We start from the raw sequence: 17,729 nt of genomic DNA, 5'->3' as shown, positions 1-17,729 counted from the left end.
TCCTTTTATCGACTCCAGCTTCGCTTAGATGCGCGAAGCTGCAGCGTATTGCTTAAGTAGGTCTGGCACATCAAGAATCAATGCGATGTGTCCATCACTGGTGATCGTCGCACCTGCCATTCCTGGCGTGCCTTGCAATAGATTGTCTAGTGGCTTGATCACCACTTCTTCTTGGCCGATCAATGTATCCACAACAAAACCAACACGTTGACTGCCGATCTGTACGATAACGACATGGCCGTGGCCTGTACGCTCTTGTACACGAGGAGACTTAGACGCCAACCAGTTCTGCAAGTAGAACAGTGGGATAGACTTATCACGTACGATGATCGTCAACTGACCATCCACCACGTTAGTACGGCTTAGATCTAAGTGGAAAATCTCGTTCACCGACGCCAATGGCAGAGCGAACGGATGACCGCCAACGCCGACCATCAATGTTGGAAGAATTGCCAGTGTCAGTGGAACCTTGATGGTGATCTTGGTGCCCTTGCCCAGCTCTGAATCGATATCGATAGAGCCGTTTAGCGTGTTGATCGCAGTCTTCACCACGTCCATACCTACACCACGACCAGAGATGTCTGAGATCTTCTCTTTACTTGAGAAACCTGGCGCAAAAATCAGGTTGAAACACTCTTTGTCTGATAGACGCGCTGCCGCATCTTCGTCCATCATGCCGCGTTTCACTGCGATGCCACGAAGTTTGTTCGGATCCATACCGCCGCCATCGTCAACGATAGCCAGCTCGATATGATCGCCTTCTTGTGATGCCGACAGGATGACTTTACCAGTACGAGATTTACCGGCTTTCGCGCGGTCGTCTGGCATTTCGATGCCGTGGTCAACCGAGTTACGCACCAAGTGGATCAATGGATCCGCTAGCGCCTCTACTAGGTTTTTATCTAGGTCGGTCTCTTCACCGCGCATTTCAAGCACGATGTCTTTATTTAGGTTACGCGCCAAGTCGCGAACAACGCGTGGGAAACGGCCAAATACTTTCTTGATTGGCTGCATGCGCGTTTTCATCACTGCACCTTGAAGGTCTGCAGTCACGACGTCTAGGTTTGCTACCGCTTTCGACATTTCTTCGTCGTTGCTGTTCAAACCAAGGCTTAGTAGACGGTTACGCACCAATACAAGCTCACCAACCATGTTCATGATGGTGTCTAACGTCGAAGTATCAACACGTACCGTTGCTTCCGCTTGTGGCTTCTTAACCGCAGGTGCTTTTGCTTCTTCTTTTACCGCAACCGGTTTTGCTTCTGGCTTAGGAGCCGGAGCAGGTGCTGGATAAGGCGCAGCCGCTACTGGAGCTGGCTGAGGTACTGGTGCCGGTTTTGGCGCTTCAGGTACCACATTTTCTGATGCTGGTTTGGTCGCAAAGTCTAATTCTTCGATAGATGGACCTTTACCCGCACCATGCAATTCGTCGAGCAGCTTTTCAAACTCTTCGTCAGTCATCAGATCGCCGTCAGTGGATGCTGACATTGCTGGAGCAGCTGGCTCTGGCGCTTTAGGCGGCTCTACTGGAGCAACATCTGATGCTGATGGGCTCTTACCCACACCGTGCAGCTCGTCCAATAGACGTTCAAATTCATCATCAGTGATGTCGCCGCTGTCCGCTGCAGGCGCACTTGCCTGAACAGGTGCAGCTGGAGCTACTGGCGCTGGTGCAGACGCACCCGGAGCAGAACCTTTACCGTGCAGCTCGTCCAATAGCTTTTCAAATTCGTCTTGGGTGATTTCGTCAACAGAGCCAACGCTTGAAGATGCAGGTGCAGACTCAACTAGCGCAGCTGGTTGCTCGATGACAGGCTCAGGAATCACAGGTTCTGGCGTTACGACTGGCGCTTCAACTGCAGCGACCACTTCGTCTTCAGACTCTGGTTTGCATAGGCGGTGAAGCTCTTCTAGCAACGCAGGATCTGCCGCGTCTAGAGGTTCACGATCTTGTACCGCTTGGAATTGATGGTTAACCGTATCAAGCGCTTTCAGCATGGTGTCCATCAGGCTTGGCGTCACTGAACGTTGACCGTTTCGCAACACGTCGAACACGTTCTCTGCACCGTGACAAGTATCCACCAGCTCCGCTAATGATAGGAAACCAGCACCGCCTTTCACTGTGTGGAAGCCGCGGAAAATCGCGTTTAGGAGATCTTTGTCTTCTGGATTGTTTTCCAGTTCAACAAGCTGCTCAGACAGCAGCTCTAGGATTTCTCCAGCCTCAATGAGAAAGTCCTGAAGAATATCTTCGTCTAAATCGTAGCTCATACGTTACCTTTAAAATCCAAGACTGGACAACAAGTCGTCGACTTCGTCCTGCGACGAGACCGCATCTTCCCTTTGCTCAGGATTAAGAATTGGGCCTTCTGCTTCGCTTGATTGTTTTATCTTTTTATCTGACGGTTCTGGCAAAACTTGAGTCTGTTCTTCTGGTTTATTGCCAGAAAAGACGGTCAAGATCTCAACCAGGCGATCTTCCACTTCATTGACAAGCGTGATCACGCGACGAATGATTTGACCCGTTAAGTCTTGGAAGTCTTGTGCCATAAGAATTTCGGTCAGCTGACCGCGCAATTCAGTGCTATCACCTTCGACCTGAACTAACAGCTCGTCAATACGATGGCAAAGCGCTTTAAAATCGCTTAATTCAATGCGTCCGTGCATGAGTTCGTTCCACTGAGGGCGAACTTGTTGAAGGCACTCATGCAGGTTATCGGCGATAGGCAGACAGCACTCTACCGCGTCCATCGTTTTATTTGCTGCTAACTCAGTTTTATCAATCACGTATTGCAGACGGTCTCTTGCATCAGGGATTTCCGCCCTGGCAATTTCTGTCATGCGTTGATCAATATTGAAGTGCTTAAGTGAATCATGAAGGTCGCGGGTTAATGTTCCGATTTCTTTTAACATCGGATTCCCATCGCTTTCATATATCGAGGCAACAAGCGCATTCGCTTGATCTTGTTCCCCGCTTTCTAGCATCTGAACGAGCGACTTCGCCTGCTCTAGTGAGATCATCCTGAATAGACCCTTTTTTACGTTTAGTTCTTCCTTTTCGCTTTTTTAGCGTCAAACGAGCCACCCTTTAGTATTAAGTATTAGGAGTGATGACTCGGTTAACAAAGAGAAAGAAAGAGTTATAAACGTTCGAAGATTTTATCTAGTTTTTCTTTTAGCGTTGCAGCCGTAAATGGCTTAACGATGTAACCGTTAACGCCTGCTTGAGCTGCTTCGATGATCTGCTCACGCTTTGCTTCCGCTGTGATCATTAGAACAGGTAGGTGCTTAAGTTCTGCATCGGCACGGATGTGTTTCAGCAAGTCGATGCCCTGCATACCTGGCATGTTCCAGTCAGTTACAACAAAGTCGAAGTCACCTTTTTTCAGCATAGGTAATGCGGTTAAACCATCGTCCGCTTCCTGAGTGTTATTGAAACCCAAGTCACGAAGCAGGTTTTTAACAATACGGCGCATTGTTGAGAAATCATCAACAATAAGGATCTTCATGTTTTTATTCAAAATTGCCTCCACTGAATCGTAAAATCAGTGTGTTTAGTCATTTTGTGTCCACGCACTGAGCTTGGTGCGTAAACGTTGCATCGCTTGACTCAGTATTTGGCTTACGCGAGATTCGCTTACACCCAACACGTCGCCAATCTCTTTCAAATTGAGTTCTTCGTCATAATAAAGCGAAAGTACTAGCGCTTCACGCTCTGGAAGTTGTTTTATTGATTCAACCAGTGCTTTTTTGAACGATTCATCAGCAACGCCCTTAAATGGGTTGCTGTCATCAGTTTCATCAGCCGGTGAAATCACATCATCAGAGACGCCTAAATCTTCAATTCCCACCAGTTTTGAACAGTTTATGTCGGTAAGTGCACTATGATATTGGTCTAGTGTCATACCAAGATGCGCTGCTACTTCTGAGTCCGATGGGTCACGATTTAGTACGCCTTCCAGCTCTGCGATCGCTTGGTTAATTTCGCGATTGTTCTTATGAACAGAACGAGGCACCCAGTCGCCTTTGCGAATGTCATCTAACATTGCACCGCGAATTCGGATACCTGCATAAGTTTCAAAGCTCGCACCTTTAGAACCATCATAATTCTGCTGAGCTTCGATAAGGCCGATCATGCCGGCCTGAATTAAATCTTCTACCTGAACACTCGGCGGTAAACGGCCTAACAGGTGATGAGCAATACGCTTAACCAACACCGAGTAACGTTCAATGAACGCCTGCTGGCTGTTAAATTTGCCATGTTGGTCATAGGTAATCGCTTTATTCACCAAAAGGGTCCTCTGTGAATTCAGTACGATTTAACAGTCTTTCGACAAAAAACTCTAGGTGTCCACTTGGTGTTTTTGGCAGTGGCCACGTCAGAGCTTTGTTCGCTAATGAGCTGATCGCTAAAGCCGCAGGAGAACGAGGGAATGCATCCACAACAATCTTCTGTCTTTTCACGGCTTGACGTACTTTGTCATCCAATGGAATACATGCTACGAGTTCAAGGCTGACATTCAAGAAGCGCTCTGTGACTAGTGTCAACTTTGCGAATAATTCTCTGCCTTCACGGTAGCTTCTGACCATATTTGCAACAACTTTGAAGCGCTGAACTTGGTGTTCTTTACTCAACAGCTTGATTAATGCGTAGGCATCTGTGATGGAAGTCGGCTCATCGCAGACAACAACCACAACATCTTGAGCTGCACGTGAAAAGCTAATCACCATGTCAGAAATGCCCGCTGCTGTATCAATCAGCAGGACGTCCATTTCTTCTTCAAGGCTACCAAATGCACGGATGAGTCCAGCATGTTGAGCGTGAGACAGCTCGGTCATGCTTTGTGTGCCAGAAGTTGCAGGGACTATCTTTATACCATAAGGACCTTCAACAATCGCATCTTTTAGCTCACATTCACCCGCAAGGACATGCCCTAGGTTACGTTTTGAACGGATTCCGAGCATAACGTCCACATTGGCTAGACCTAGGTCAGCATCGAGAACCATCACCTTTTTGCCTTGGCGAGCCATACAGATCGCCAGACCCAGTGTTACGTTTGATTTACCCACGCCACCTTTGCCGCCAGTAACAGCAATTACTTTAGTCAATGATGGTTGTGTTAAGCGACGGAGGCCGCTTGCTTGATCGTGTATCATATTCTCAGTCATAGTAGTCCGCCGCCCTAGAGTCCTTCGCTGTCACTGTTCCAAAAGTGAGGTTCGTTCTCTGTCGACTTCTCTAACAGTTCATTTGCTTTCGCAATCATGTATTTTGGTTGTGCTATCACAATGTCTTCTGGCACGCGCTGACCATTGGCAATGTAGGCCACTGGCATCGCGTTCTGAATCACCACGCTGATGAATTCACCTAAACTCAACGATTCATCAAGCTTAGTCAAAATACAGCCCGACAACGGAATGCGTCGGAAATGATCCAGTGTTTCTTGTAGAACACGACGTTGTGCGGTAGCTGGCAAAACAAGGTAGCTGTGAATCACTTCTCCGCTCTCTTGCATTAGGGTATCAAGCTGCTCAGAGAGTCTTACATCTCGTTGCCCCATCCCTGCCGTATCGACCAAAATCAGTCTTCTGTTTCGTAGCTGATATATAACATCGGCTAACTCGTTAGAATCTTTAGCAACTCTTACGGGACAACCCATAATTCTTCCGTAAATTGAGAGCTGCTCATGTGCACCTATGCGATATGTGTCGGTTGTCACAAGGGCCACATTGTCGGCACCAAACTCCATCGCCGCACGCGCTGCAAGTTTTGCAACCGTGGTCGTTTTACCAACACCCGTTGGGCCCAGCAGTGCAACCACACCGCCACGCTTGAGGATGTCTTGTTTTGGAATGCTGATTTGATCCGCCACGAGAGAAAGCAGTGCCTTCCAAGCTCGCGCCGGTTTGGTATCTTCTGGAATGTAGCAAGCCATCTGGTCTGCAAGCTCAGGTGATACACCCATGCGTTCCAAACGCTTAATCAACATCGCACGCAATGGCTCACGACGCTCTACCTCTTGCCACATTAAGCCTGACACTTGATGCTCCAACAGACGACGAATCGACGTCATCTCTTCGCGCATGTTCTCCAGCTCACTTTCTGAATCTTCTCGCTCATCCGATGGACGACGACGGTCATAGCGCGTTGGATCCAACTTAGGCGTTGGGCGGTCGAATCGGTTATCTTGCGCAATCAGCTTCGCCAATGGCGAGTCTGGTTGATAGGGCGCTGGCTTCTCTTGGTTATAGCTTTCACGGTGCTTATTTTGGCGCTGCAGCAATGCCGACAAAGAGTCTTCGTTCTCTGCCACATGGTCATCGGATTCTGCTGCCCCGCCGCTGTATTGCTTGAGCATGTTGGCGAAACGTTGCGTCATTGAGCCTGATTTTTCGCTGTTTGCGTTTAGGCTAATTCTGTCTTCATCCAAACGGCGATCTTGATAACGCTCTGCTGCGGATGACGGCAATTGACGTTGTTCGCTATAACGATTTGGTTGAGCTGCGCCACGATTAGGAAGAGAGTGTGCTTGCGAAGTTGGTGCTGCGTTCGACTCACCATCGATTGCCGCTACGATCTCTACACCGCCTGCCACTTTCTTGTTCGACATGATCACCGCTTCTGCACCAAGCTCTTCTTTCACTTGGAGCAGCGCTGTTCGCATGTCTTTGGCAAAAAATCGTTTAATTTTCAAACTATAAATCCATTAATGATGCGCAGGCTTAGTTGCCCACGGCTTGCACAATTCTGATCTGCTTTTCGTCCGGTATTTCTTGGTAAGACAGTACGCGGAGGTTCGGTATTGTGTTCTTAACGAACTTCGCTAATGTGGAACGCAATACGCCAGATGTCAGCAGAACCGCAGGCTCGCCTTTCAGTTCTTGCTCTTGTGTCGCTTGGCTCAGAGAGGACTGAAGTCGCTCAGCTAATCCCGGTTCAATACCAGCGGATTCGCCGCCTGAAGCCTGCATGGTTTGATGCAAGATTTGTTCCAGTTCAGGAATGAGTGTTATCACTGGCAATTCAGGCTCTATACCATTGATTTCCTGAACAATTAGACGTTTCAAACTGATACGAACTGCGGCAGTCAAAATGTCAGGTTCTTGACTCTTACTCGAGTACTCCGCCAAGGTTTGCACGATGGTTCGAATATCGCGAATTGGGATAGCTTCGTTAAGCAGGTTTTGCAACACTTTCACCACCACGCCAAGTTGCAACTGATCAGGAACAAAGTTCTCCACCAATTTAGGCGCACTGCGACCGAGCATTTCCAATAGGTTCTGTACTTCTTCATGACCAATCAATTGTGACGCGTTGTTGGTCAGTAGTTGGCTCAAATGGGTGGCCAGTACCGTCGATGAGTCCACCACGGTGTAACCTAATGCTTGAGCATGTTCACGTTGCTCTTCACGAATCCAAACTGCTTCTAAGCCGAATGCAGGGTCCATGGTCGGCTCGCCTTCAATCATGCCGTAAACCTGACCGGGGTTAATCGCCAGCTCTTGATCTGGGCGAATTTCTGCCTCACCCACGGCAACCCCCATCAAGGTAATGCGGTAGCTGTTCGGTGTAAGTTCTAGGTTGTCACGGATATGCACCGCAGGAATCAAAAAACCGAAGTCTTGAGAGAGCTTTTTACGCACCCCTTTCACGCGCTCTAGCAGCTCGCCACCTTGGTCACGATCCACCAATGGAATCAGGCGATAGCCTACTTCTAGACCGATGATATCGACGGGTTGTACGTCATCCCACGACAATTCGCGTTGAGAAATCGGTTCACTGCCATCTTCTGCTTTAGCGGGTAAGGCGGGTTCTTTGGCTTTTTGTTTTTGCTTCTTGTCGAGCCAGTAAGCTGCACCACCAGCTAAAGCAGCTAATGACAAGAATGAGAAGTGAGGCATGCCCGGTACGATACCCATCACACCAAGGATGGCTGCAGTGATCATGAGGGCTTTCGGGTTGTCGAACATCTGGAAAATCAGCTGTTCGCCCATGTCTTCATCAGTATTTTGACGCGTTACCATCATCGCAGCCGCGATAGACAATAACAGCGATGGAATTTGTGCCACCAAGCCGTCACCGATAGTCAGCAAGGTGTAGATTTGCATTGCTTCAGAGAAGCCCAAACCGTATTGCGCCATACCAATCGATAGACCGCCAATGATGTTGATGAACAGGATTAAAATACCCGCAATCGCATCACCTTTTACGAATTTAGACGCACCGTCCATTGAGCCGTAAAAGTCCGCTTCTTTGGTCACTTCAAAACGGCGTAAACGCGCTTGGTCTTGGTCAATCAAACCAGCGTTCAAGTCCGCATCGATCGCCATCTGCTTACCCGGCAAGGCATCCAAGGTAAAGCGAGCACTTACCTCAGAAATACGACCCGCACCTTTGGTCACAACCATGAAGTTAATGATCATCAAGATAAGGAAGACCACCAGACCGACGGCGTAGTTACCACCGATAACAACGTTACCGAAGGCTTCGATTACGTTACCAGCCGCATTGCCCCCTTCATGACCATACAGAAGTACGACACGGGTTGACGCTACGTTCAGCGCCAAACGTAATAACGTCGCGATAAGCAGAACGGTTGGGAACGCCGCAAAGTCGAGTGGACGACGTGTGTAAACGGTCACTAACAACACCACCATGGCCAAGGCGATGTTAAAGGTGAAGAATAAATCCAGCAGGAATGCAGGTATAGGTAGCACCACCATTGCAAGGGTGGCCAATACCATAACAGGCGCACCAATGGCAGGCATGGAACGCTGTGGAATTCTTGGTAATTTATCTGCAAATGGCAGGCTTAACTTCATACTGCGAGGTGTCTCAATCGGTCTGGAGCATCACGTAAAGAAGCATGTGAGTACACACATGTCACTAGTATTACGCGACGGCTTTCGCCTAAAAGTTTAGGTATTGTTGTTGATTAGCACGATATAAGCAATGTGTGTACCATGATTAACGCCAAAATAATGACTGGTTGCTCAAAGAAATCACAATCCTTTGATCTAATGTGAATTTTTGTCTAATCACACCATGCAATTATTTTCATTAGTGACGATGTTCAGGTGGGATTGGTAAGTCGTAATCCTGAATTTTCGGTCGTTGCCCACCACGCTTACGGTACTGTTTAAGTTGGAACACAAACGCCAGAACTTGTGCAACGGCAGTAAATAAACCGTCTGGAATTTCCTGCTCTAACTCTGTGGTGTGGTAAAGCGCACGCGCCAATGGCGGAGCTGGCACAATGGTAATGTCGTGTTCACGTGCCACTTCTCGGATCTTCATCGCCATATGGTCGGTACCTTTGGCGATCACCACTGGAGCTCGATCGGTTTTCTGCTTATAACGCAACGCAACAGAAAAGTGCTCCGGGTTGGTAATAATAACGTCGGCCTGCGGCACATCGGCCATCATTCGACGTTGAGCCGCTTCTCGCTGTAACATACGAATACGACCTTTAACTTCCGGCTTACCTTCGGTCTCTTTGTATTCGTCTTTGATCTCTTGTTTGGTCATTTTAAGCTGATCAGCATGTTGCCAAATCTGGAACGGAATATCGATCGCCACGACGATAAGCAAGGAGCAACTGATCAGCAGGATGAAGTTGAGCAAAATATCCAAAGCGTGGAAGATATTTTGCGGGTACACATCCATGCTTAGCTGAATCAAATCCGCTTGCGACGCTTGGATCAGATAGATCGCCATCCCCGTCACCAATGCGACTTTCAGAATTGATTTAATCAGCTCGACCCAACTCTGCATCCCTACCATGCGCTTTAAACCACTAAGCGGGTTCATCTTGGAGAGCTTTGGCATCGCCGCTTCGGCAGAAAAGCTAATACCACCGACGCCCGCTGCACCAATCATGGCGGCAACAAACAAAGTGATAAGAATAAGGAACAATGGGAACAGCAGATCCGTCATTGCTCCAAAGGCAATATCGAATAGCTTTGCGGTATCGAAGATTTCATCACGAGTAAGGTCAAACAAGCGACTCATAATTGAAAACAACGAGCGCGCCAAAGACTCGCCAAACCACATCAAGGCGATAGCGCCCACGATCAGCACTGATGCCGATGCGAGCTCTTTAGACCGAGCAACCTGCCCCTTCTCTCTGGCTTGTTGTAACCGTCGGGGCGTGGCTTCTTCGGTGCGTTCCTGACCGTCTGACTCTGCCAATCCAGCCTCCTAGCAATCCAAGCGAATGAGGTTACAAATCTGTTCCTCACCCACTGCCCAGAACAATTCATAATGACTGTATAAACCAGCCAAGATGTACCAACAAAGTAACAAGCCCACCATCAAGGCGAAGGCAAAACCAAGCGAGAAGATGTTCAGCTGTGGTGCGGCACGTGTCATTACACCGAAAGACAAGTTAATCGTCAGCAGCGCGATAATGCCCGACAACGACATACTGAGTGCCGTCTTAAACATGATGCCAAGCCAACTTGCCATTTCACGGAAGTCGACCGCATTGAGCGAGCCGGACCCAATCGGCAAGGTTTTAAAACTGAACACCACCAATTGCAGCATTTTTAAATGCCCGTCGGTAGCGAGGAAGAACATGGTCGCCAAAAACATAAACAGCTGACCAAGCAAAGGCGTGTTTTGACCGTTCGCGGGGTCCACCATCGAGGCAAAACCCAAGCTCGATTGCATACCCAAGATCTGACCAAGTAGAACAAAGGTTTGAATCATAAACTGGGTCACCATGCCCATCGCAACGCCAATAACGATTTGCTCTGCAATGGTCATAAAACCACGGAAAGAGAGTAATTCAATGTCTTGAGGCACGGCAGGAATCGCAGGCGCGACCGCAAAAGTAATCGCGAGACCAAGATAGAGCCGAATTCGAGGCGAGACGAAGCGTGCCCCAGTTACCGTCATCACCATCAACATGGCAGAGATACGGGTATAGGGCCAAAAGTAGTTTGCGATCCAGTCGAGGACGATATGGGTCGGATACTCCATACGCGCCTCTAGTAAAGCACCTGTGGCAGACGTTCAATCAAACCAAAGAAGTATTCCATCAACATCTGTGTCATCCAGTGGCCAAACAGCATCAGTGCCAACAAGGTGACAATCAAACGTGGTAAGAAACTCAACGTTTGTTCGTTGATAGAGGTTGCCGCTTGGAAAATAGCGACGACAAGACCAATAAGCAAACTTGGGATAATGATGGCACAGACCATGATCAGCACCATCCACAGTGCATCACGGAAAAGCTCGACAAACATTTCAGGAGTCATGTCTTACCCTCTTCTCTCTGTGCCAATCTAATGGGCAAAACTGCCGGCGAGTGTCGACAATATCAGATTCCAACCGTCCACCAGCACAAACAACATCAACTTAAATGGCAGCGATACGATCATTGGTGAAAGCATCATCATACCCATCGCCATCAACACCGATGCAACAACCAAGTCGATGATCAAAAACGGCAGGAACAACATGAAGCCGATTTGGAACGCAGTCTTGAGCTCAGAGGTAATGAATGCCGGAATCAATACTGCCATAGAGACATCTTCTGGGTTCGTTACCTGCTCACCAGACATGTTCACAAAGGTCTCTAGGTCTTTGATTCGTGTCTGCTTAAGCATAAAGGCTTTCATCGGAACTTGCGCAGCATCGAACGCTTGGCGCGCCGTCACTTGCTCATTCAAATAAGGCTGAATCGCGTTGTCATTGATCTCATTCAGAACCGGCGACATCACGAAGAAGGTAAGAAAGAGTGCAATACCAATGATGACTTGGTTCGAAGGCGTTTGTTGCAGACCCATTGCTTGTCGCAAGATGGACATCACCACCACGATACGGGTGAATGAAGTCATCAAAATCACCATCGCTGGCAAGAAGCCAAGCATGGTCATCAACGCAAGAATTTGCAGCGTCACCGAGTAGTCTTCGCTGCCGTCGGCATTGGTCGTCATGGTAAAGGCCGGAATGCCTCCACCATTGCCCACCGACATGCTGCGGCTGGAACTCGACTCGTTCTCCATCGCTTTTACTGTCACGCTATCGCCTTGAGCCAGATTAGCAGGAAGCGCGGATTCCTCTGCTTGAGCAAACGAAAGCGAAGAAAACAGTACGCCAATCAGCAACACAAAGGTGCTGAGCATCAGGCGGATTGAGTTATCCTTTGTCATGTTTTTTTATTAGTTGGCTGAACTGGCTAGCAAAAGCACCGGAAGCCAACTCTTCCTCTTTCAATGGCGTTTCAAGTTTGGCAAGCGTTTGAATAGATTGGCTAGTGATGCCCACCAAAAACTGCTCTTCACCGACTTGGACGACCGCAATTCGTTCTTTCGTACCAACGGGTAGCTGACTAACAATGCGCAGCCCTTTTTGCTGACCTAGTGCTGGCACTTGCATGCGTTTCAACATCCAAGCAAGCAGAAGAATCACACCAATAACCAACACTAAAGAACCCAGTGTTGTCGCCAAATCTAAATTACTTGGCGCGGCAGCAAATGCATAAGGAGCACTTAGCGTTAAGCCAAGTGCTCCTGTGATTTGCTTCAATCGAGTTTTGATTGAACTGCTCATATTAACGTAGCTTTTTGATGCGTTCAGTTTGGCTGATCACGTCGGTAAGACGAATACCAAACTTATCGTTGACGACCACGACTTCGCCGTGTGCAATCAAAGTGCCGTTCACCAATACGTCGAGCGATTCACCCGCAAGGCGGTCAAGCTCGACAACCGAACCTTGGTTCAACTGCAGCAGGTTACGGATGCTAATTTGTGAACGGCCCACTTCCATCGAAATGGTCACTGGAATATCCATGATGGTGTCGAGCTTACGACGCTCATCATCCGTGATTGGGCTAGAGGTGTCTTTCAACTCTTCCAGTGGCGCTGCCAATACTTCATCAACATCAATTGAAGGTGCAGACGGGTCTTCGCCAAGAGCGGCTGCCCATTCGTCTGCTAGCTTTTGATCGTCACTTGGTTCCATTTTTCTGTCCTGTGTTAAACCTTACTTGCGCCCTATTTCTTACTTCGTGACCGTTTGTTTGAGAGTCAGAAGCGAGGCGATGGTATTGAGTAAGGGTTTTAATCGTCTTTATCGTCGTCGTGCTCAAGTTCAGACATGATGTCTTTGCCCAAGAACGCTAAATCGGTTTTTACCACGTGAGGGCGTTCAATCTCTTCGGAGATTTGTACCGCCATCTTATCTTCGGAGCGACCCATCTTCACGCGGTAAGTCGGTAAATCTTCGATGAACATGGTCGCGTGCTCAGGCATCTCAATCGGGATGACATCGCCTGGTTGCAGCTCCATCAAATCGCGCAGTGAGATGTCCTTCTCTAGCAGATTCACACGGAAGTTAACTGGGCAATCCATGATCTCTTCACGCAGAGCAGAGCTCCAACGTACGTCGGTTTCCATCTTGTCAGATTGAACACCCGCATCGAGCAATTCACGGATCGGTTCCACCATTGAGTACGGCATGACAACGTGGAAATCACCACCGCCGCCATCGACTTCAATATGGAATGAGCTCACCACGATCACTTCGGTTGGGCTCACGATGTTAGCCATGCTTGGGTTCACTTCAGAGTCGAGATACTCGAATTCCACACCCATCACTGGCGACCACGCTTCTTTGTAGTCTTCGAAAACAATTTTCAGCAGAAGCTGGATAATGCGACGCTCAGTTGGGGTAAATTCACGACCTTCAATTTTGGCGTGGAAACGACCATCGCCACCAAAGAAGTTCTCTACCAGAATAAACACTAAGCGTGCTTCCATGGTGATCAGCGCCGTGCCTTTTAGTGGACGGAAGCGCACCATGTTCAAACTTGTCGGTACGTACAGCGTATTTTGGTATTCACCAAACTTCATCATCTGTACGCCGTTAATCGACACCTCAGCGGTTTTACGCAACATGTTAAACAGGCTGATTCGCATGTGTCGGGCAAAGCGCTCGTTGATAAGTTCGAGCGTCGGCATCCGACCACGGACAATCCTGTCTTGAGACGAGAAGTCGAAACTGACGGCACTCTCGTCGCCGGCATCCATGGGTTCATCAACGTCATCAACGTCGTCAACCCCGTGCAGTAGCGCATCAATCTCGTCTTGGCTTAATAGATCGGTCACGTTATACCTATTGAATTACAAAATCTGTAAACAGTACTTTTTCAATCACTGGCTTACCCACCGCAGCGTTCAATGCCGCTTTGATGTCATCAGAAGCACGGTCTCGCAATTCCACACGACCGGTTGGTGAACGCAGTTGCTCTACCGTCGCAGAAGCAAACGTCGATAGCAGTGAGCTTTCGATCAGTGGAGAGTGATAACGAGCTAGTTGCTCATTCTCACTGCCGCGCACCATCAGCTGGGCTTTGATTTGTACTAGTCTGTCACGACGGTCACCCGTCACGTTAAAAATAAACGGTTGTGCGATGTTCACATACGCGATTGGCGCGGCTGCCGTTTGCGCTTGTGTTTGCTCCGCTTGTGCGGCTTGCGCAGGTTCATCAGACCCCATCAAAAAGAAGGCTGCTGCACCACCACCGAGGAGCAAAACCACCACTGCGATAATGATGATCAGTAACTTACTTTTTCCTTTTGGTGCATCCGCACCTTGTAGCTGTTCTTCTGCCATTACTGTCTCTTATTGTTCTGTTTTTAGGCCGCTATTTTATGCGTAAAAACTAATTCCATCACGCTTTGAAACCACATTCAAATCAAGATTCGTGTCGGCATCAAAGTTTTCATCTGACTGACCAGAAAATCCACGACCTTGAGAGCCTTGACCGTTTTGTTCCGCATTCGCGTAACCACTTTGTTGCTGACCACTGCTTTGTTGTTGAACCGAAGAATCTGCCAATTGCATGCCTTGCTGAGCCAACATTTCTCTTAGTCGAGGCAGCGTTTGTTCAATCAAGTCACGAGCTTGTGGGTTTGCCACCGTGAAATGAACGTTAGCGAGATCGTTGTTCATTGTCATGCGGATCTGCATACGACCAAGTTCAGGCGGATCAAGACGGATATCGAGGTTCTTTAAGTTCTTCGACATCATCATTTGTACTTTCTCGGCAACTTGGTCATTGGCCAGTTCTTTGGTTAGTTGCAACGGTAGTTGTGCTTGCTGGGCAGCATCGACACGAGCTTGTTGCTGAGCTGTCACGCCTTGTTGACCCGCAGCCGCTTGAATTTGTCCCGCCAAACCATGTTGTGGGTCAGGCTTATCTTGCTTATTCGTTGCACCTTTCAATGCGCCTGCCGCAAGGCCAGCATTCATCACTTTCTTACTCAGCTCTGCACTAGAAGCCGCTTGCGCTGCTGGGTTTAAATTCGCTGCCACTAGCGCTTCTGGCATAGCAGATAACGCGGCTTTGTCAGCATTTGGGGATACGACTACCTGCGCACTCGCTTGAGCTGCAGCGTGCTTCATGTCCTGCGTGGCTAGCTGATGAGCTTGTTGAGCCGCCACAGTTGAAGCGGCGACACGAGTTTGGTTATGGGCAGCTTGATGCTCCGCCATCGCCACTTTGACATCACTTGGTAAAGCGACGAATTGCGCTAATTCTTGTACCGGAATATCAGCCACCAGCTCACCCGTTTTTAACCCCTCAATCACATCAAGTTCTTGCTGAGACAGTGGCTTTCCTTGAGCAAGTTTAGTGTCGATAACTTGCAGCTCATCCAGTGAGATAAGCTTTACGTCCGCAACCTTGGTGTTCATTGTCTGTGCATCTGCTGGCAATACGGATTGTAGCGCTTCTGTTCCCGCTAACACCTGCGCGCCTTGTGCCACAACTTGGCCGTTAACCGCCGCTTGCGTCGTAGCATTTACCATCGCTTCATTATGGGCGGCTTGAGAGCTTGGTGAATTCCAGTCAATTTGTGTAGACGCAGTACTCTGCGCCACGTTGCTTGTTTGTGCATTTGGTGAAACCTCTACCGCTGTTGTAATAGGTTTACCATTTGCATCCAATGCTACTTTTTCTGCAGCACGGATTGGTAAAACATCACCTTGCTCGACAGATTTCACGAAGGTTGATGCCGCTTGTTGATCTGAAGTAACCAGATGGTCTTTGACTTGTTGAGAGGCACCTTGGGTTTGGGCTGCCTCTGGTGGCAATGCTTTGCCGCTATCAACTAATTGCTCATTAGGCTTAAGCGTTTGGTTTGCTTGCTCTATGCGACCCAATAACTGCTGTCCCTCTCCCATTGCATTTTTTACTTGAGAATCGGAGGCTTGATCAGAGACACCAGTTTTACTCACTTTCGTTTCACTTAGGCTTGTGTCGTCTGATGAATTTGATGCCTTAACATTGCTAGAAGAGGCGGCATTTTCTGAAGATTCAACAGAACTACTCGTCGCTTGTTTCCCTTCCCCTTGAGCAAGCAACTCATCGGTTGATTCTGTCGAGGTCGCATTGCCTGTATCTTGCGCGACTTTTTCTTGGCTCTCACCTTGTGAGTTCTGGGATACCACCTTCCCAGCCTCCTCCGAGGTTTCTGCAGCAGCGTCTGGTGCATCAGATTTCGCAACTGCTTTTTCGGCTTTTTGTGAATCAGTGAATACCCCGGCTAAGGTTTCAAAAAAACCTTTGCTTTCAGGGTTTTCTGCATCAACTTTATTTGAAGAATCGGAAACCGACGCCTTATTGGTTGCAGAAACATTGGATAAATTCACATTCATATAGAAACTCTCGTCATCGGCAGCGTTGAGCAAGTCGCTGTCGGATTGCACATGGGCGGCAAACTTAGGTCAAAAGACCCGATACTGACGGATAAATTGCAAAAATCACGCCAACGCTCAGCGTGGATTTTCTGACGGTACGAATCAGGGATACTGATGGAACAAAGATCAAACTTGCAGCAGACACAAAGGCCTTTGCAATTTGACTGGCGGTTCGTTAGAGAGTAAACAGAAGCCTTGCTCAGCCAATAAGGAATCGCTTTGAAAGTCACAGAACTCCGCCAATATAAAATTAAAACTGGCAAAACTGAACAATGGTTAACGTGGATGAAAGACGAGTTGCTGCCCTACCAACGCTCCAAAGGCATGCGTGTCCTAAACACCTATGTTCACACGGGTGAAGATGGGCATGATTACTTTGTCTGGTTACGTGAGTTCGACAGTGAACAAGCGCGACAAACGATATACGCAGAGACTTACAATGAGTGGTGGATTAGCGAGATTCGACCAAAAGTGTTTGAGTTGATAGAGCAAGACTCCGTCAAAGTAACCTTGCTTGAATCAGTAGAGATGTAACCAGCAGCACTAACGCAATATAACCATGAGAAACGCTTAGAAACGTTGCGGGTTTCGGCTGTAAAGCAAGGTAGAAAACTCATCCATTTGTTTTTGTTCACGCTTCGCTTCCGCCATTTGCTTTTCTTTCTCGCGCTTTTCAATCATCCACTCGTAAGACATCCGTTCTTTGCGCATGTTTAACCAGTAATCTTGGCAGTTCACCACCTGCTCTTTAAAGTGGTTTTCTGCCTGTTTTTGCTTGGAAAGCGTTTCATCGAGCTGGGTTAAGAAGCGGTTTAAGTGGCCGTATTGGCTTGCGGTGAGTCCCGCCATACCGCGGTCTACCAACTGCTGGCAGTAATCTAAGCGGTACTTTTCAATTTGCTCTACTTGGCGGTAGTAATCATCTAGCTCTGAGCGTGCTTTGTTGAGCGCCAACACCGCTTGGTCTTCGCGTTCTTTTGCTTGCTCGAGTAGGAATTCCATCGCGTTATTCATACG

18 protein-coding genes are annotated in these 17,729 nt (G+C 48.3%); 1 reads left to right on the top strand and 17 read right to left on the bottom strand.

What is annotated here, in order from left to right; all coding sequences use genetic code 11:
• Nucleotides 1–24: 24 nt before the first annotated feature.
• The 16 genes from KHO06_RS05495 to KHO06_RS05420 all read right to left on the bottom strand — a co-directional run bounded on the left by KHO06_RS05495 (nt 25) and on the right by KHO06_RS05420 (nt 16,670).
• Entirely contained in the window at nt 25–2,271 is a 2,247-nt protein-coding gene (locus KHO06_RS05495) for a chemotaxis protein CheA (RefSeq protein WP_212582215.1), read from the bottom strand.
• Nucleotides 2,272–2,280: 9 nt separating this feature from the next.
• A complete protein-coding gene (locus tag KHO06_RS05490) occupies nt 2,281–3,021 on the bottom strand; it encodes a protein phosphatase CheZ (RefSeq protein ID WP_005433162.1) in 741 nt (246 codons plus the stop codon).
• 119 nt (nt 3,022–3,140) lie between these two features.
• Complete coding sequence (gene cheY / locus KHO06_RS05485) at nt 3,141–3,509, bottom strand: chemotaxis response regulator CheY (protein ID WP_017635949.1); 369 nt, start codon at nt 3,507–3,509, stop codon at nt 3,141–3,143.
• Nucleotides 3,510–3,554: 45 nt separating this feature from the next.
• Nucleotides 3,555–4,289 carry an RNA polymerase sigma factor FliA gene (locus KHO06_RS05480; RefSeq protein WP_005433165.1) on the bottom strand — a complete coding sequence of 245 codons (735 nt, stop codon included), beginning with the start codon at nt 4,287–4,289 and terminating at the stop codon, nt 3,555–3,557.
• Nucleotides 4,282–5,169, bottom strand: a complete 888-nt coding sequence (locus KHO06_RS05475; RefSeq protein WP_005433167.1) for a MinD/ParA family protein — start codon at nt 5,167–5,169, stop codon at nt 4,282–4,284. The genes KHO06_RS05480 and KHO06_RS05475 overlap by 8 nt, the downstream gene beginning before the upstream one ends.
• Nucleotides 5,170–5,183: 14 nt before the next feature.
• Entirely contained in the window at nt 5,184–6,695 is a 1,512-nt protein-coding gene (flhF, locus tag KHO06_RS05470; RefSeq protein WP_005531106.1) for a flagellar biosynthesis protein FlhF, read from the bottom strand.
• Between the two features lie 28 nt (nt 6,696–6,723).
• Nucleotides 6,724–8,823: a flagellar biosynthesis protein FlhA gene (gene flhA, locus KHO06_RS05465; protein WP_010643420.1), complete on the bottom strand. Its 2,100-nt coding sequence runs from the start codon at nt 8,821–8,823 to the stop codon at nt 6,724–6,726.
• Between the two features lie 238 nt (nt 8,824–9,061).
• Nucleotides 9,062–10,192: a flagellar biosynthesis protein FlhB gene (gene flhB, locus KHO06_RS05460; protein ID WP_005433060.1), complete on the bottom strand. Its 1,131-nt coding sequence runs from the start codon at nt 10,190–10,192 to the stop codon at nt 9,062–9,064.
• Nucleotides 10,193–10,201: 9 nt separating this feature from the next.
• The gene (fliR, locus tag KHO06_RS05455; protein ID WP_005433005.1) at nt 10,202–10,984 is read right to left on the bottom strand and encodes a flagellar biosynthetic protein FliR; all 783 of its coding nucleotides are present in this window, start codon (nt 10,982–10,984) and stop codon (nt 10,202–10,204) included.
• Between the two features lie 8 nt (nt 10,985–10,992).
• Nucleotides 10,993–11,262 carry a flagellar biosynthesis protein FliQ gene (fliQ, locus tag KHO06_RS05450; RefSeq protein ID WP_005433008.1) on the bottom strand — a complete coding sequence of 90 codons (270 nt, stop codon included), beginning with the start codon at nt 11,260–11,262 and terminating at the stop codon, nt 10,993–10,995.
• Nucleotides 11,263–11,289: 27 nt separating this feature from the next.
• Nucleotides 11,290–12,159, bottom strand: coding sequence for a flagellar type III secretion system pore protein FliP (gene fliP, locus KHO06_RS05445; RefSeq protein WP_122019937.1), 870 nt, complete (start codon nt 12,157–12,159; stop codon nt 11,290–11,292).
• Nucleotides 12,146–12,559 carry a flagellar biosynthetic protein FliO gene (fliO, locus tag KHO06_RS05440; RefSeq protein ID WP_005531095.1) on the bottom strand — a complete coding sequence of 138 codons (414 nt, stop codon included), beginning with the start codon at nt 12,557–12,559 and terminating at the stop codon, nt 12,146–12,148. The genes fliP and fliO overlap by 14 nt, the downstream gene beginning before the upstream one ends.
• A 1-nt stretch (nt 12,560) precedes the next feature.
• Entirely contained in the window at nt 12,561–12,971 is a 411-nt protein-coding gene (gene fliN / locus KHO06_RS05435; RefSeq protein WP_005433003.1) for a flagellar motor switch protein FliN, read from the bottom strand.
• Between the two features lie 98 nt (nt 12,972–13,069).
• Nucleotides 13,070–14,116, bottom strand: coding sequence for a flagellar motor switch protein FliM (gene fliM / locus KHO06_RS05430; RefSeq protein WP_005433073.1), 1,047 nt, complete (start codon nt 14,114–14,116; stop codon nt 13,070–13,072).
• A gap of 7 nt (nt 14,117–14,123) precedes the next feature.
• On the bottom strand, nt 14,124–14,624 hold the full coding sequence (fliL, locus tag KHO06_RS05425; protein ID WP_005433006.1) for a flagellar basal body-associated protein FliL: 501 nt from the start codon (nt 14,622–14,624) through the stop codon (nt 14,124–14,126).
• Between the two features lie 36 nt (nt 14,625–14,660).
• Nucleotides 14,661–16,670 (bottom strand): flagellar hook-length control protein FliK, encoded by a 2,010-nt coding sequence (locus tag KHO06_RS05420; protein WP_212582214.1) that lies wholly within the window; start codon nt 16,668–16,670, stop codon nt 14,661–14,663.
• A gap of 261 nt (nt 16,671–16,931) precedes the next feature.
• Between KHO06_RS05420 and KHO06_RS05415 the strand changes: the two genes are divergently transcribed.
• Nucleotides 16,932–17,246, top strand: coding sequence for an NIPSNAP family protein (locus KHO06_RS05415; protein WP_045369513.1), 315 nt, complete (start codon nt 16,932–16,934; stop codon nt 17,244–17,246).
• Nucleotides 17,247–17,282: 36 nt separating this feature from the next.
• Here the strand turns inward: KHO06_RS05415 and fliJ are convergent, their stop codons facing one another.
• Nucleotides 17,283–17,726, bottom strand: coding sequence for a flagellar export protein FliJ (fliJ, locus tag KHO06_RS05410; RefSeq protein ID WP_212582213.1), 444 nt, complete (start codon nt 17,724–17,726; stop codon nt 17,283–17,285).
• Between the last annotated feature and the right edge of the window lie 3 nt (nt 17,727–17,729).

Source organism: Vibrio sp. B1FIG11 (assembly GCF_905175335.1).
Lineage (GTDB): Bacteria > Pseudomonadota > Gammaproteobacteria > Enterobacterales > Vibrionaceae > Vibrio > Vibrio campbellii.
The sequence above is the reverse complement of the archived record's forward strand: the minus strand, read 5'-3'. Positions and strand labels throughout refer to the sequence as shown.